General features: G+C 43.1%; 12 protein-coding genes. 5 read left to right on the forward strand and 7 right to left on the reverse strand.

What is annotated here, in order from left to right; all coding sequences use genetic code 11:
- The first annotated feature begins 119 nt into the window (after nucleotides 1–119).
- Nucleotides 120–320, forward strand: a complete 201-nt coding sequence (locus MH215_RS11985; protein WP_056694522.1) for a cold-shock protein — start codon at nucleotides 120–122, stop codon at nucleotides 318–320.
- Between the two features lie 410 nt (nucleotides 321–730).
- On the opposite strand, the gene MH215_RS11990 is transcribed toward MH215_RS11985, so the two are convergent.
- Both MH215_RS11990 and MH215_RS11995 read right to left on the reverse strand, forming a co-directional pair.
- Entirely contained in the window at nucleotides 731–2,419 is a 1,689-nt protein-coding gene (locus MH215_RS11990) for a methyl-accepting chemotaxis protein (RefSeq protein WP_239290433.1), read from the reverse strand.
- A 378-nt stretch (nucleotides 2,420–2,797) separates the two neighbouring features.
- Complete coding sequence (locus MH215_RS11995; RefSeq protein WP_239290435.1) at nucleotides 2,798–4,810, reverse strand: CotH kinase family protein; 2,013 nt, start codon at nucleotides 4,808–4,810, stop codon at nucleotides 2,798–2,800.
- A 490-nt stretch (nucleotides 4,811–5,300) separates the two neighbouring features.
- Between MH215_RS11995 and MH215_RS12000 the strand changes: the two genes are divergently transcribed.
- A complete protein-coding gene (locus MH215_RS12000) occupies nucleotides 5,301–7,037 on the forward strand; it encodes a methyl-accepting chemotaxis protein (protein ID WP_239290824.1) in 1,737 nt (578 codons plus the stop codon).
- A gap of 212 nt (nucleotides 7,038–7,249) precedes the next feature.
- On the opposite strand, the gene MH215_RS12005 is transcribed toward MH215_RS12000, so the two are convergent.
- Both MH215_RS12005 and MH215_RS12010 read right to left on the reverse strand, forming a co-directional pair.
- Entirely contained in the window at nucleotides 7,250–10,444 is a 3,195-nt protein-coding gene (locus MH215_RS12005) for an S-layer homology domain-containing protein (protein WP_239290437.1), read from the reverse strand.
- Between the two features lie 421 nt (nucleotides 10,445–10,865).
- Entirely contained in the window at nucleotides 10,866–11,387 is a 522-nt protein-coding gene (locus tag MH215_RS12010) for a hypothetical protein (protein ID WP_239290439.1), read from the reverse strand.
- Nucleotides 11,388–11,702: 315 nt separating this feature from the next.
- Between MH215_RS12010 and MH215_RS12015 the strand changes: the two genes are divergently transcribed.
- Together MH215_RS12015 and MH215_RS12020 are read left to right on the forward strand one after the other, a co-directional pair.
- Nucleotides 11,703–12,281, forward strand: a complete 579-nt coding sequence (locus MH215_RS12015) for a TetR/AcrR family transcriptional regulator (RefSeq protein WP_056694538.1) — start codon at nucleotides 11,703–11,705, stop codon at nucleotides 12,279–12,281.
- Between the two features lie 74 nt (nucleotides 12,282–12,355).
- Nucleotides 12,356–14,542: a YhgE/Pip domain-containing protein gene (locus MH215_RS12020; protein ID WP_239290441.1), complete on the forward strand. Its 2,187-nt coding sequence runs from the start codon at nucleotides 12,356–12,358 to the stop codon at nucleotides 14,540–14,542.
- A gap of 273 nt (nucleotides 14,543–14,815) precedes the next feature.
- On the opposite strand, the gene MH215_RS12025 is transcribed toward MH215_RS12020, so the two are convergent.
- Nucleotides 14,816–15,193, reverse strand: coding sequence for a DUF4190 domain-containing protein (locus MH215_RS12025; protein ID WP_481857434.1), 378 nt, complete (start codon nucleotides 15,191–15,193; stop codon nucleotides 14,816–14,818).
- 221 nt (nucleotides 15,194–15,414) lie between these two features.
- Nucleotides 15,415–16,080: a DUF6709 family protein gene (locus MH215_RS12030; RefSeq protein WP_343224572.1), complete on the reverse strand. Its 666-nt coding sequence runs from the start codon at nucleotides 16,078–16,080 to the stop codon at nucleotides 15,415–15,417.
- A gap of 154 nt (nucleotides 16,081–16,234) precedes the next feature.
- On the opposite strand from MH215_RS12030, the gene MH215_RS12035 reads away from it, so the two are divergent.
- Nucleotides 16,235–16,795, forward strand: coding sequence for a hypothetical protein (locus MH215_RS12035; protein WP_239290445.1), 561 nt, complete (start codon nucleotides 16,235–16,237; stop codon nucleotides 16,793–16,795).
- A gap of 83 nt (nucleotides 16,796–16,878) precedes the next feature.
- On the opposite strand, the gene MH215_RS12040 is transcribed toward MH215_RS12035, so the two are convergent.
- Nucleotides 16,879–17,310: a hypothetical protein gene (locus tag MH215_RS12040; RefSeq protein WP_239290447.1), complete on the reverse strand. Its 432-nt coding sequence runs from the start codon at nucleotides 17,308–17,310 to the stop codon at nucleotides 16,879–16,881.
- Between the last annotated feature and the right edge of the window lie 101 nt (nucleotides 17,311–17,411).

Genomic DNA, 17,411 nt, shown 5'->3' on the forward strand with positions numbered 1-17,411 from the left:
GAATAGAAAAACCACCAAATATTTGATTTTATTATCAAACATGGTATACTGGTACTAATCGATTATTTCGAACACTTATGACGAAGATCGGTTAAAATTATATTTTGTGGAGGAATTACATGCAAACAGGTACAGTTAAATGGTTCAATGCGGAAAAAGGATTTGGTTTTATTGAAACAGAAGATGGAACAGACGTATTCGTTCATTTCAGCGCAATTCAAGCTGACGGTTACAAATCATTGGATGAAGGACAACGCGTTCAATTCGAAGTAACTCAAGGTAATCGTGGACCACAAGCTGAGAACGTTACTAAACTTTAATTATAATCAAGCTGCCTTGTACAAGGCAGCTTTTGTTTATTCACCTGATCGTGAAGTTGCCTGAGCAAAACACGTATCATATATGGAACACCATACAACTTATAAGGTAATACCCACCTTAAGAAACGAGGTTTTTATCCTAACTAACCAGCCTAAATCGAAAGATGATTCAATCGTATTTTCAACTGTAGATGATATTCTCCATTTCTATGCTGACAAGAAACCTACACAGCATCCAATGAAAGAACATTTGCCCGCCCTACCTACTTCTTCCACATCTGCACATCCAACACAACTACCTAATCGCTAAAATGGGCTTGATGAGAAAAAAGACCCTGATTCGCTTGAAGCGATCAGGGTCTTTTTCATCTACCATCTAATGTCTACTATCTATTTCAAGGTGACCTGCACTAAATCTTGAATGGACTCAAGGATGTCTGAAGCTCTGTTGATATATCCGACAGCACGGCTGCGGATGATTTAATCTGCTCCACGGACTGAAGTTGTTCCTGAACAGAACCGGCTGCCTGTTGTGAGTTGGCGCTTGCTGTATGCGCATGACGCGCAATCTCATGAACGGATGCTACAACCTGCTCAACGCCTGCGGACATCTCTTCACTTGTAGCAGCCATCTCTTCAATCTCTGAGGCGATCTGTTCATTCGTATCTCGAATCTGACTGAAATTCAGCTCAGTCTCCCGCGTCAAGCGAATCCCTTCCTGCACTTCATCCTTGACCTTGGATAGAGCTGTGATGGAGAGCAGCATATCCTGTTCCATACCTTGTACCAATTCATCAATCTTTTCCGAAGAATCTCCGGCCTGTTCTGCAAGCTTACGTACTTCAGAGGACACGACAGCAAAACCTCTGCCGTGCTCCCCAGCTCTAGCTGCTTCAATGGAAGCATTAAGCGCGAGTAGATTCGTTTGCCTAGCGACCTCATGAATCGTAGAAGCCATCTGACTAATCTGAGCTGACTTCGCTTCTAACATACGCATAATCTCATCCGTTGCCCGAACTGAAGTGTGAATAGCTGACATCTGCTCCACCGTCATCTGAACAGTCTCGCCACCATTCTCAGCCTGCTTGCGTGAATATATTGCCGACTCTGAGACACTTGAAGCTTTGTCCGCCATCCGCTGAACACCTACAGCTACTTCTTCCATCGCTTGCAGATTTTCTTCCGTACTGATCATCTGGCTCTCTGCACCACGTGCCACCTGTTCCACGGAAGACGATATCTGTTCAGATTCCGTCGTTGTTCGCTCAGCAATAGTCAATAATTGGCCGGTCGAGTGCTCGGCTTTCTCTGCTGCCTGTAGTCCGCCCTGAATGATCAGCTTCAAGCTGCTTCGCATCTCGTTATAACCGGTGCTGAGTTGACCAATTTCATCCTGCACATGATCCTCAATCGACTGTGTAAAATCGCCTGTTCCAGCCAGCTTGATCGCTGTGGATACTCGTCCAATTCGCATTCTGACTCGACGAACGTACCATATGATGACAGTGATCGCGATCAGCATCGCAACAATACAGACAATGGCGAAGGTCTTCAGGAATGATGAAATAATAACATCAATTAAGGATTGTGAGGCACCCACATAAAGTATGCCAATAATCTCTCCCGCTTGGTTATGAATCGGTTCATACGCTGTCTGATAGGTTTGTCCTACGACAACAGCTTCCCCATAATACCGCTCCCCTTGCTGTAGAACGGCTTGAGCGACCTGTTCCGATACCTTCGTGCCCACCGCACGCTCACCATCCACCATCACGTTGGTGGCAACCCGCTCATCTCCTCTAAAGATGGTAACCGTATCTCCCGAAGCCTCACCAAGCTCATCTACGAGCTCAAAGTTGCCTTCCATCGTTACTTCGCCCTTGTACAATTGTCCATCCTTAATCGCCCATTCACCCGGATACTTGTATGTAATGATATGATTCGCCATCTGCAAATCCCGTTTTGCCTTCTCCGTAGCAAATGTTGTAATTCCCTGCCTCATTTCCATGATTACACTAACTGCCACGGCGGAGGAAAAAAGAATAAAAATGCCGATCACAATCAAACTAATTTTAGTACCAATACTCATGCTTCGCATGTATGTACGCCACCCATTTCCCTAAGTAATTGTTGAAAATCATTACAATGTGAAAAAGTTCTCATCTGACTTATCACATATAGAGTTATCGGCAGAAATAATAACAATGTGTATAATATTTCAGTGATATATATCACAAAAATCGCTCAATAAAATCAAATCATTTACTCATTCTCCGTAAATGTGTAAAAAGAACCTCTAACAAGGGAATTACCCTCCCTAAAAAGTAGGTCATAAGTCCTTTTTCAATGCGTCAAAGAACATATCTTTCCACTCATTGAATGCAAAAAAGGACCCGATGAAATCATCGAATCCTCCAAGCTTTTATGTCTGAAACCGTGAAATCAAACTAAAATTTCTGTCGAGTATCACGTCTAATCATTGACTCGTGATCTTAACAGTTGCCGTTGATTGATCCCAATCCACCTTCAACCCCAAAGCTTCAGAGATAAAGCGCACGGGTACAAGGGTACGACTGTTCTTGATGATGGCCGGGCTGTCAATCTCCACGGATGTATCATTAACCGTTGTTGTACTGCTACCTATCTTCAGGACAAACGTTTGGTCGTTCAACACCGCGGTTACTGTCTTCGCTGTTGGGTTCCAGGTCACCTCTGCTCCTACCGCTTCAAAGATTGCGTTCACAGGTACCATCACCTGTCCGCTAACTTCAAGCGGTTCCTGGCCAGGGAATGTAACCGTCTGCCCATCCACCGTAACCGAAATCGCCGCTTGCTCCGTTGTTTCGTTCGACGTCGTAGTATCCGGTTGTTCATCCGTCTCTGGTAAAGGTGTCACCTCGCGTCCGAGCTGTTCTTGCAAGTTCGCTAGACGGTTAAGTGCAAACGTAGTGATCGATCCAGATGCCATGGAGCCCATGCCCTGACCTCCACCAAAATTACCACCAGGTCTTGTTGAGTTGTCACTTGTATTCGCTGTTGGCTCGGTTGTGCCATCGCTAGCTGCTGTGCCGCTAGGTCGTGTAGGCGGTGTGGTGCCATCAGGCGGAGTCATCCCCTCCATTCCTTCCGGCGGCGTCATGCCTTCCATCCCTTCTGGTGGAGTCATGCCCTCAAAACCCTCTGGCGGGGTCATTCCACCACCCATACCACTTCCCGTATCACCATTGGCTGAATACACAATATTGGATTCAAATTGTTCTGTCGTATAGAACTTTGTTGGATCTGCATCTACATAAGGGCGAATCTTAGCTGAAAGCTCTGTAATTCGATCTTGAATGCCTTCCAAATAGTCTGTCAATTCGTTGACGTAGGTCAGATATTTTTCCTTGTACTCCGGAACGGCAAGCAAGTTATTGATCATCGGTACACTTTCCATGCTAATGCCAAGTACAGGTTCATCTACGGATACGTTGGTCGCATTAGTATTTGTCATGGTTGAGCCAGCCGTCGCTCCCCCTCGACCTCCACCACCAGCCGAATATCCATTAAAGGACATATTGAAGTCCCAAGGCACAACCGTAAATTTGCCAGTAGCATCACTATATAGCATATAGTTATGTCCCTTGTCTCCGTTATAACTGTCATAGTTACCTAGTACGGTATTTCCTGCAATATATTGAAGTGCAGAATCAACGTCCAGCACACTCTCGACATCGCCCTTTTCACCTTCTGGCATTTCATTCAAGGTTTGAATGAAATTTTTGAGCTTTGTTTTGTCTTTATCCGAGCCCAAGTCCTTGGAAAGTGTACTGTAATCGCCATCTTCCTCATATTGAAGGTAGCTCTTCTCCTCCGTATCGTAGAGGACGCCATCTTCATAATTCTCCCCATAGTTACGCTCCAAATAGCTATCATCCACAGCTTCAACACCCGTATAGAAACCAACCAGCTCACCGTTGACATAAAGGTTGACGTAGTTCGTCATCGGCACATCCATGCCAATGCTACGCAGCGCTTCATAATGGAGAATCTCACGCATATACGAAGGATCTGTATAGTTATTATTGAGTACCATTTTATCTAGACCGAGCAAGGTTTGTGTCTTGTCATACTTGTCGAATTTCAATCTGAAGCTGTAACGGTCGGAATCCTCCATGGAAGCAACGGATCTTAACGTCATATTGCCTTTCGTCGAGAACCCTACGTTATCTAACTTGTTGCCATCTACTTCCACGCTAACCTGTTTATAATCTTTATCCATTGGGCTTTCGAGCATGCTCTGCCAATCGGCATCGTCAATCGTAATCTTCACATCAATTACATTATCCGTTTGGAACAAGGATTCGTATGCTTGGGTAACGCCTTTACTTGAAGTTGTAGCTGTATTCTCTGCGGCGTATGCCTGCTGACCTCCAACCCATGCAAAAGATGACGTAACCATCGTCACAGACAATGCTGTCACTGCAACTTTCCGTAATAAATGATTCAAATGATGATTCCTCCTTCTTGAGTCTCTATTAAGCAACTATGGCTCATGAAACCATCGTAGAGGACGAACCTTTAGTGAATCTTAAATCATGAAACGGAAGCAAAATTGAATAATATGTATGCCGATGATTTTTTTCATGGTCATACAAGAAAAAAGATGAAAAAAACGCAAAATATTACCTAAGAACCAGTTCTTAAGAACTAATTAAACGCCAAAATCTAACATTAATATGGCTATATTACGATATATCACAGGTATAGAACTTATATGGAGGTCCTGCGATGACATAAGTGATACACAATAGAACGGATCTATAGCAATTAATTAGAAGCAAAGCATCAAGAAAGAACCGAAGAAACTTAGGTTAAGAAAATTAACTTCCTTTAATAATGACCTGAACATACATACGTCACATTTCGTCCAGGCCACACATCTTATAACATCATCTAAGGAGTGAACCACTTTGTTAAACAAGCTTCGTTGGAGTACTATGCCTTTCTTTGCCAAAAATCTAGTCATCTCATTCGGTAGTATTGTGTTGATTGGTATCATCCTCATTACTGCCGCGTATCAGTTACAAAAGAATATTCTCGTCGAACAACTGCATGATCAAGCAACTGTCATTACCGAGAAATGGTCTGTCGATCTGGACACAGCCAAAGTAAATGAAGCCATGAATGAGAAAAGCTACACAGGCCCTGCTCAGCAGGAAATGAAAGCCTACCTTGATTCCATTCACGAACTCTATCCAAACATCGCTCAGGCTTATATTTTCGGTTCGGAACTTGAAGGTGGAGACGGAACATCGATTATCGCTGTCCCTACGAACCTGGTAGAACCTTTCGAGGAAAGCAATCTTGCTGCAGGCGATATGTATCCACTGCCCCAGAATAACGTTGTGGTACTTGAACAGATGAAGGTGGACGGGAAGCCTGCGTTCAGTGATTTCTACACGGATGAGTACGGAACTTGGACAACCTTGATCTATCCGATCAAAAACGCAGATGGTTCCATGTATGCTGCTCTTTTTTTTGATGTAGATGCAAGTGCAGTGCCTAAAGGTCTGAATGAACTGCTGTTGTACGGCACGATATGTCTGGTTGGTTTCCTGCTTCTATTCATGATCCTGCAGTTCATTCTACTGAAGAGAACACTTGCCCCAATCCGTAGCCTTATGCACGGTATTGAGGAAGTGAGCACAGGCAACCTGGATGTAACGATTCAAGTAGGACGCGACGATCTAGGGATTATCAATAGTAAATTCAATACCATGATTCAACGAATCAACGATACGATGTACAAAGTACAAAATACGTCACATCACCTATCGAATTCATCCAAGAAACTGCTCAACATCTCTGAGAAAAATAACGAGAACATTCAAAGCATCAGTAGCCATATGAAGGATATCTCAAGTGGACTCCGCTCCCAAGATCAAGCTACCGTTGAAAGTGCACGTGCCATGACGGAGATGTCTACCGTTATTCAGACGATTGCCAGCAGTTCATCTGATGCAGCGGATCAAGCTTTAAGTATGGAGCAACGCTCCAGTGCAGGGAATGAAGTGATGCAACAGGTCGTTGAGCAGATGCGCCTCATCGCGGGAGCGGTCGAGAATACGTCCGAGTCGATTCAATCACTGGAGAATAACTCGAATCAAATTAGCAACATTGTCAATATGATCACGGAAATTGCTGGACAAACGAATCTACTCGCACTCAATGCTTCCATTGAAGCAGCTCGCGCAGGCGAGGAAGGCAGAGGTTTCGCCGTCGTGGCTGGAGAAGTGCGTAACTTGGCAGAACAATCCCAAGAATCCGCCAAACAAATACGTCAACTGATCGAAGAGATTCAGCAGGATATTGTTCAATCCTCCGAGTCAATGCAGCTTGGCTCTCAGGAAGTGAAGAAAGGCTTAGAGGTAACCCAAGAGACTGGCGTGTTCTTCGAGAACATTCTTACAGCAACGAATAAAGTAGCGAACCAAATCCAAGATATCTCCAGCTCTACCGAGGAAATATCCGCGAGTACACAAGAAATGTCTGCTACTGCCGATGAACTATCTTCAAGTGTCAGCAGAGCGGCTAGCAGCAGTAAACAGATCGAGCAATCCATTGAGGAGCAAGAATCCTCCATGGCTTCCATCGTTACCGCGTCTGATGAACTGTCAGCGGTATCTGAACAATTGCAAGAGTTAATCTCGTTCTTCAAAGTAAGAGCGAGTTGAATAGAAAAACGGCTGAATGGCAGAAGTGCTGTTCAGCCGTTTTTTATTTGGAATAGGTTCAGGTATGTAATAGGAAAAAAACCAAGATGGGCGAGTGTTCCTCTTCCCCTCTTGGTTTTTTGAGTTGTTAGCGTGATGTTATCCTAGATACGGCTAATTTTACATATTTCTTGATGCTGCTAGCTATAGAATTTACACAGCTAAATACTACACTACAGATCATTGTTACGCTTCAATAAGTTATAAATCATCATTGCTGACTCTTGGCGTGTTAATTCATTTTTGGGCAAGAACCGTTGATCAGGATATCCGTTCATCACCGACTCCTGAGCCACAAGACCAACACTGCTTCTTGCCCAATCGGAGATGGACTTTTGGTCTTCATAAGGAGTGAAGGAGGATAGAACATAGCCTTCTTTTTTCATCACATTGGCAATCATACTCGCTGCTTGTTCTCTTGTGATATAAGCATTCGGTTTCAATGTTCTGTCTTGGAAACCTTGTAGAATCCCCTGCTGTAATGCAGGTGCAATCTCCGAGTAATACCAAGCATCGGAATGCACGTCCGTAAACTCATTCTCATACGGAATTACGGAGTTATATCCAAAAGCCCTTTGCAAGAAGATTGCAAATTCAGCTCTTGTTACTTTTTGCTGTCCACCAAATGAACTATCGGAATAACCTTTGACAATCCCTTTTTGCGCTAAGGAATTGATGGCATCCTTGGCGTAACTCCGAGCTATGTCTGTAAATACAACGTTAACCAACCCCTCGCTCCCATCACTCGAAGGTATGACTTGAGTATCAATGGTAACACTGTCGTTCTTGCCAGTAGTTACACTTGGGATCGGGTTATAATTAACATTCGGGTACGGAGGAACAGGATAATTATATCCATAGATGGTAGCACCAGTTCCATCTGCTGGAGTTGTTACAGCGACTGTCTGTTTGCCAATGACCTCTTCTGATCCATCAGGTCTGACACGTACAGCGATGATATTGTACTCATAGTATTTACTTCTCTCCACGCCAACTTCGCTAAATTGCAGCTTACCATTCACAGTAGCCACGATTCCCTCATCACGGGTTTCTCCAGTAGCCGTATTGACATACGTCTTACGATAAAGACCGTTTCCTAGAGGGGCATATTTGGTCTGTGGATTACGTTCAACGTAATGAACAGCTCCTTCAATAGGTTGATACTCAAAGGCAATTGTTGCGTTGGAGGCATTCATCGGCGCAACATTCATCGACTGAGGTATACCTGCCGTCTGTACTTCGATTGTACTAGATTCAATTTTTCCATATTTGTTGCTCGCTACAACCCGATACGTATATGTTCTTCCTGGCTGGAGCGTGTACGCAATCATCGTATTAGAGTGACCCGACCATACTTTGTTCACTTGATCCTGGTAGATCTCATACTGGGTAGCGCCCTCTACCAGATTCCATTGTAGATCCACTCTAGTATCGTACACTCGATTGACCCTGATGTTAATTTGGCCTTTCGGTGCCACGTCCTCAGTCACCCTAGGGATCTTCACACTTTTAACTGCAGGTGAACCTTCGTTGTCTCCATCCCGGCCAATCACTTTGTAAATGTACGTGGTGTCAGGTGTTACATTTCCATCCTCGTATGAGGTTGACTTGGTCACCGCCAAAGGCTGATCATTACGAGTAATCACATACTCAGCTGCATAGTCTGCCTTGCTCCATGTCAGTCTAACTTTGCTGGAATCCAGTGCTTCAGCTCGGAAATCCGGTGGATATGGAATATAATTTCTAATTCCGATTGTAAATTTCGATTCTTCACTGTATACATCGCCTTTGCGAGCTACTAATGTATACTTGGTGATCGAATTAAAATTCACACCTTCATGCACATATTCTAAAAGTGGACCCTCATATAGAATTTCAGAACCACGCTTGAGAATATATTGTTCAGCACCTTCCACTGCATGCCACTGCAACCGAATCGCATTATTACCCACAGCACTCGACTGGGAGTATCTAGGACTATCTAGTTTCGTGATTACAGGTTCCCCGTCAGCTAGCGTCGGAATAACGTAAGGATCTTCGTTCGTTCCTTGTCCTTTGAATTCACCTGTATATCTTAAGAAGGCTTTGTATTTGAAATTTTGTAACGCGCTTCCTGCTGCAATAAAGTTTATATGATTATTCGGGAATGCATCAGATCCAGTGGCTACCTCCGTAAATATAGGCCCCTTATTTCCAGATTTCGCATTTTGATATGTATAAGGGTTAGCCAAAGCCAGACTGGATATCATCTGATTTGGACGATTAGGATCATTCAAAACAACACCTGTATATTTCTCTAAATCTTCTTTCGTAACGATTCCTATAGGCGTTGAATAGCCGTTAACATACTCACCGTTATCAAACGCATTGACTCTCCACCATAGTGTTTGAAAAGGAGACTGCTTGTCTGCTTTTATTTTGTTTAATTCGTAGCCCATACTATCTGTAAATGTAGAGTCCTCCCTAACTTCCCATCTTGCACTGTCACCTTGTGTATTGATATATTTAGTAACTGTATTTTGAGAGATTAAGGTTTGATTATCCACGAGGTACCATTTCCCGTATTTCTTAAGATCAACGACTGACCCAAACCCCGCCTTAGAATCTCCTAAAGCATACGCATCCTTTGCAGGAGGCGTAATAATAAATTCGACTGAGTCTTGAGTGAAGTCTGTAGAATTCGTCCAAGCTAACTTAATCACATTTTTCTCACCTTGTTTTAAACCATTAATGAGAGCACTTGAGCTGGATTGGCTGTTCAGATTCAGATCAGTATTCTTTACATCATTGACGAACACCTCTGCCTTTACATTGGCGTCTAGCTTATAAAACAGACTGATCGCATTGCCATTCACGAGCCCCCAGTTCACATAACTGAAACCACCATTTACATCTTCTAACTTCCCTGCGAGCTTTCCTGTAAAATCAATTCTACCGGCATCATATACTGGTGCAGGCTCTTTTAATCGAATAAACAGTATTTCTTCTTCTCCGTAGTTTTTTCCATCATAGCCAAATACCATGATCCTGTATGTTATCTCAGGCAGTGCCCTCGTTGTATATGTTCTTTGATTATTAACCTGTGCTGTATCCCGATTGACATTGACAACGTATTCTACTGCTCCAGGAATTTCATCCCATGTTACCGTTATAGAGTCATTCGTTGTGGTTACCGTTACGTTAGGTTTTGGCAGATATGGTTTCGTTGTTTCGTCACTTTCAGTAGCAGTTGGTGTAGAAGTTGTACTCACAGTTTCAGCAGATTCAGATGTTGCATAGGCTCGCGATGCATCTTCTCCCCAAAATAACAGATTGCCCAAGATGAGCTGAAAGGATAGGACAATATAAATAAACTTCCTAAATCTCATGGTTGTAACCACCTCTATGTATTTATGTTCATTCTAGGTATGCAATCCAACTATATAACTCGTTCTGGTCTCTCTTGCTCATTGAGCACTCTCTCTCATCGAACACATCTAAATCTACTTATACCTTCCTTTCAAAAAAGTCTAAATACCTATATCACATTCCACTTTAATCCAAAAGACCTACTTTATCATAATATGTAATAGATAGTTGAACAAGAGGAACTAACTCATATTACCTTTTTTTCAAATTCACTAATGTAGCAAGTTAATTCCTACGAAAGTGTTGTTGTATTTGTTTTAACATCTTCCACACTCGAGGCTTTGACTCCCCCTCCTTCCGATGCTCTCTCTATACAGGTTGCTCAGGAAAACCATGGGAGCTTGGCATTCGCACCGTCACCCACCCTGCATTAGTCGATAATCAATCAACAGCTACCAACCCCCATTTTCCATCCTCGTCTTTTGCAAAGTAATACGTAATCCCATACTCTTCTATATCGTTGGTATCCCTCATTATTTCACCGAGCAGACCTACAAGAATGTGGTTCTTCGTTGTGTCCTCGGAAACGTGCCCAATCTCCGTATATCTTACGTTGCCTCCGAATTGTCCCCAATGCCGATCAGCTACTTCTGGCTCTAAGAACAAACTTCGAAAGGCAGACTGATCCGATCTCACGTTAGCGTCTAAAGCTTCTTGCAATACCTCTTGGATCTCATCATTAAGAAGAGGATCATGTTCCTGCTCCCAATCAATAAATATACCTTGTTCAAAGTTGGTCTTACTGTCCTCTGATTCAGTCACCTGCTGCACGGATACTGGATCTATTTGCACGGTATCCTTACTTTGCTCTTCTGGCGAGCTGCCCTCTCTGTTCAAGTCATTGCACGCCGCCATTCCGGTAGCAAGGCACAACAACACTAGAATACTAGCTACTTTTCTCACTCTATTCACCCTCATATATGAAATGATTGATCTCAATCTCACTCTGTTCGCTATTCATAGATTAAAGCTATTTTACCATACAAAATAATCCATATAATCAAAATCTAAGATAGTAGGATTTCAGCTCTATTTTCTAAACACTGCAATTCCATAACTCAAAACATTTATTAAAAATATGATATAGATCACTTTCTTCTCCCCCAGGAAGGTGCTACATTTGTTAACGACCAATTGACCAAAATAGTAAAACGGTCATATTGAACAGGATTCACTTCTATGATCACCATCCCACATCATAAAGGAGATGCATAACCTATGGCTGCTATGGATCGAAGGCAGCAAATTATGAATTCGGCAGAACGATCATTTGCCCTGTTCGGTTATAAGGCCACAACAATGGAACAAGTCGCCCGCATTGCGAATGTAGGCAAAGGTACAATCTACACCTTTTTCGATAACAAAGAAGAACTGTTCAGGGAGATTCTGCGCTCCATCATAAGAGACATGAAACACATCACGGAAGAAACCGTGCAAGACGATCAACCTTTTCTCGACAATGTGCACCAGAGCATGGATGCCCTCCTGGAGTACAGACAGAAGCATGAGTTGTTAATCAAGTTGTTTCAAGAGGTCAATGAGTTCGGCACACCACAAGCGAAGGAGGGTTTACAGAAGGTAGAGTCAGCCATTCTTGAATATATGGAGCGTCAGGTTACGAGAGCCATGGAGCTGGGACAGATTCGCCAAGACAATCCCAAGATCGTGTCCTTTGTTCTCCTGAAATTGTACGTTACCTTAACCTCCGATTGGAACAAAACGAATCCAGCCTTACATAAGGCTCAGATACAGGCATTTGTGAGTCAGTTTCTCCAAAGCGGACTATCCCCAACCTAGAGACTGGCTCCATAATCCATACAGAACAATACAGAAATAATAACGATCGTGTGATAATGGGGAGAGAGCGCATAATGAGATCCATACAAGTATTTTTCCAAGATATAATATCATCCTTCAAGAAACCCAAAGTATTCATTCCGATCCTCGTGGTGTTGTTTATTCCTGTGCTGTACAGCGGCATGTTTCTCAACGCATTCTGGGATCCTTATGGCAAAATGAATGAGCTTCCTGTAGCTGTGGTCAATAACGACCAAGGTGCTACATTTAATGACCAAACCTTAGAAGTCGGCAATAATCTCGTGGATGAGTTGAGAAAAAGTGATGATTTCCGCTGGGAGTTTGTAAGTCGTGAGCAAGCGGATCAAGGCATGAATGACAATACGTATTATATGACGATTGTGATTCCCGAGGATTTTTCCGTAAAAGCAACAACGCTAATGGATGACCATCCTACACCAGCAGAGCTTATATATGAACCTAACGAAGGTTACAACTTCTTGGCAGGGCAGATTGGCGGTACCGCAGTCAAACAGATCAAGGCAAAGGTATCTGCTAAGGTCACTGAATCCTACACCGAAACACTGCTAGATCAGGTAGCAACGATATCCAGTGGTCTGTCTGACGCTGGCGATGGTGCGAGCAAGCTAAATGAGGGCTCAGCGAAGCTGAATGATGGAGCTAGCAAACTGAAACAAAACCTGTCCAAACTCGTGGACGGAACAGATCAACTCCAAGCTGGCGCAGCAACCCTGCAAGATGGTACAAGTACACTCGCAGATGGTATCGGCACACTTCATCAAGGTGCAAACTCTCTATCCAGTGGGCTCTCCCAACTTGCCGCTGCTGGACAGAAGCTGGAGAACGGAGCCACACAAGCTCAAGCTGGAGGTCAGCAACTACAAGCAGGTATCCAATCTGCTCATGATGGTGCTTCTAAGCTGGAGGCTGGTCTCGCTGCATCCGAAGAAGGCAGTACGAAGTTAACCGCTGGGCTTCAGGCTTCTGTTGATGGTAGCAGCAAAGTAAGCGAAGGAGCAAAAGCTGTTGCACAAGGATTAGCTCAGTTAACAGCGGCAAGCCCAGAGCTTGCCAGCAATCCGGCCGTACAACAATTGCTTGCTGCAAGTCAGGCGGTTGCTACGGGTAGTGAACAATTAGTGCAAGGTGGACAACAATTGGTCACGGGTAGCCAGAACCTACAAGCAGCTCAACAGCAATTACATCAAGGCAGCACACAGCTTGTACAAGGTGAACAACAATTGCTTCAAGGTGCTTCCCAGCTCTCTGCTGGACAGGAGCAATTAGCTGGAGGCTTACAACAGTTCAATGCCAAACTATCTGAAGCTGCTGCGGGCGGTGCCAAACTTGCAACAGGTGCAGATCAACTGAACACTGGTGCAGGCAAATTAGTGGCTGGTATGAATGAATTTTCAGGCGGCATCACTACGATTGCAGACGGCTCCAGACAACTTGATGCCGGCGCAGCCCAGTTGCAGGATGGCACCACGCAGTTAACCGATGGGTCAGGCGAACTTGCGAGCAAACTGCTTGATGCTGCCGAAGAGACATCCAGTGTGAAAAAGACGGATGAACTTGTATCCATGTATGCTGAACCTGTTCAAGTCGAAGAACACAAGCATAACGAGGTACCTAACTATGGAACAGGGTTCTCCCCTTACTTCCTTTCATTGGGACTATTCGTTGGGGCTTTGATCGCAACATTGGTTGTGCCTACGCGCAATAGCTCGGTCACAGATGCGAGTAGCTGGAATCGTTTTGTAAGTCGTACACTAGCTTTTACGTTGATGAGTGCTATTCAATCTCTACTCGCTTCGTGGCTCGTTCTGTCAGGACTGGGGCTTGAGGTGAAAAGCGTTCCACTATTTCTCTTATTCAGCTTCGTCACCAGCCTCAGCTTCATGTACCTTATCCAGGCTCTCGTGACATGGCTTGAGAACCCAGGACGCTTCCTGGCCATTCTCATGCTGATCTTCCAATTGACGACAAGTGCAGGAACGTTCCCACTGGAACTTATTCCGAACTGGTTGAGAGTATTCAACCCATGGTTGCCGATGACTTACAGTGTAACTGGATATAAAGCAGTAATCTCAAGTGGTCAATTCGGTGTCGCTTGGGATCAGATTGGTCTTCTGTTGATCTTTGCTGTTCTGGGGTTAGCAGGTTCGTTCACTTTCTTCATGGTGCATCGTGCTGAGAAAAACGAAGTCGTTCAAGGTGAAGCAGCGCTTCATATGTAAATGAAAAGATAACTAGCAAGGCGGATATCATTCATGCATTTACCTCGACTTATGAGCGAAGGTGGTTGCGAGATATCTGCCTTGCTTTTTTGTTGGGACGATGCGGTGTTGATCATGCGCTATGTATCTTCTTTATTTTTATGGCTGCGAAAATGGATAACAGAAAAGACGATCCTCAGGTAACTACACCTTACGGATCGTCTAATGATTAGCCCTATAAAATTACACTACATGCTCCACTCTCAGGGGATGTATGTAGCCTGAAATATCTGCTTAGAACAGATACGTGAGTGAATACGTAGATGAGTACGAATCCCCATAGAGGACGACTGCTACGATAATAAACAAAATGATCAGTGCATAGATTAATGTGCCGATAATCCCACAAACCAGACCTGCAATCGCTAACCCTTTTCCCTGTTCCATACGAGCATTGATTTCTTTAAGCGAGAGTGCTGCAAAAATAATAGCTACGATTCCGATGATAAATCCGATATATGGAAGCATAATCGACAATATCCCCAACACAAGTGCTGCGATTGATTTGCCGTTGGTCTTCGGTGCCATATATGGTGGATAAGGCGGAAACGGTGGTAGTGGATCATTATAGTTCGGGTGTTGATTCTGATTCTGATTATAATTCTGATCCACATTATTCTGACGGTAATCCAAGGTAAATCCTCCCTATTCATGAAGTATTATCATTATACTTGATTATGCGGAAAACCAATATATGTATTTATCTAAGAAAGTTAATATCAGAGAATGAATACTTTGTACTAAATAATTCTAAGTGTAGTACCTTACAAGCTTGGGTGCATGATATATAGTTATTTTACGATTAGAAATTCAACAATATGTATACATCTTCACTAAAGCTTGCGTTGTTGATGCTTCAGCTGTGACAGTCTTCCAACCATAATCAGTCCGATCAGCGCCAAAATTCCTAGATATATTCCACCAAACATCGTATACATCTGTTCTGACTGATCTTCGGTGAGCCCTGATGGAATGTTCAGATTCACCATGTATGGCCAGATCTCTTTCTCCATGTTATTCGTCCCATCAGACTGTCTAGCGTATTCCTCCAAGTATTCGGTAGCGTGTTGAACTAGTTCAGGATCCATACGTTCGATCTTGCCATTGCTCACAATTGGAAAACTCATCGCGTTTTCACCATTATTCGATGTCTGTGCCAATGTATCGTACCTTTTCGTATCAGGCCACAACACTTTAACAACAAGCCCTTTTCCTTTGTACGGGTACATGTAAAAATAATGCTTGTTCATCTGCGCTTTATCTCCCTCTCTTTGCATGTAGAACTCTGCAAACACGGGATGGATTCGTTCAAACTCGACCTCAACGTAATCTCCAGCAGATATTGTTTCTGGTTCTAGATCCTTCAAGTTGATGAATCCTTCTGCAAGTTTCTTGTTGTTAATGAGCCCAATTACAAGAACGGTACCAAAGACTATGGTTACCAATAGGAATGATATTACGGTTCCTCGTATGATCTTTCTCTTATCTAAGGTTTGCATATTTTATAATCCTTTCTTTAAATTCCAACTACTGTTTTTTCTAAGTTTATATCGGTCTATCTCGCAGTTAAATGAAGTAATAAACTATAACTACATCTAAAGCCCTCTATAAATAGTAAAAATATGTTATTCTAACTTAAGGAATGGGAGGTATATGATGTATAAAATTGCTCTTATATTGCTATCCGTAATTGGTTTGATGGCGGGATGTACCCCATCTGAAGCACCTGTCGATACGTTGCAGCAAGTGGATCTGGATCAGAACCAGGATCAGACGCAAACGATCAAGGAGCTTGAAGAGGAAAACCAACAACTTCAGGAACAGATCACTCAACTTCAGGTAGATGTAAATAGTGAGGAGATTAGGAACAATCTAAGAGAAACATTGAATATGACATTCAAACTAATTGCTGCTATGGAGTCTGGGGATACTGCATTCATTAAGTCCATTTCCTCACCAAACGTGGAGATTTCTCAGGATAACAAGCAATTCATCATTACAAAGGAAGATCAGTCCTATGAGGTCAACTTCATTAGCGGATTAGCGTGGGATGAGTTCGAATTCAGAGGTTACGATCAGACGGATTCAGATCATTTTATGCTTTTCGTAGCCCATTATAATAACATAGAAGGTTCAGAAGGACATGTTGCGTACGAGTTTTCTTTTGTCCGTTCGTCAGAAGGAGAATGGCTGTTTGACGGATATATTTCTTAAGTGAGATAAAATAGAAAGGCCTCTGATTACCAAATAGGCTGAAGAGGCTTTTTTCATACGTCTCGCAATTAGCGATTTTAGCTTCATTCTTCGCGGCTGATAAAACCTCGTACACATAAATCTTTAAGTACATACCACAAGAACGAGACAAGAAGCTCATCCTCATCTGATGCATACTCATGGCAATGATCGAATATTACAATCCATTTACCTCCAGCAGTTCGAAGATCAAAATCGTGGTCGTATGACAACATACTTATTAAAGAACCCACTGAGAATAGAGGAAATACATTTTTTGCCGGTACTCGTCTACCTCCATTGTAAATAACAGTCCAATCGCCGTCATGTTCTTCCATCGCCTCTATATAATGGGTTTCATAGGTATACGGAGTCATGATAAAAAAAGTGTCGCCTACTCTCAATGCGTAGTCAATTGAACGGATTACACTTTGGAACTCTTCAGGCTCCAAATCAAATACTTCATCAATAATCAATACATCTGAATCATATTGCATACCTTATCTCTCCTTAGATGTGATTCTACTTATTTCGACTACTGGTTTAACTTACCTCCTTAATATCATTACAAATTAAATCCATGCATTTCACACGGTGT

This window comes from Paenibacillus sp. ACRSA, assembly GCF_022346845.1.
Lineage (GTDB): Bacteria > Bacillota > Bacilli > Paenibacillales > Paenibacillaceae > Paenibacillus.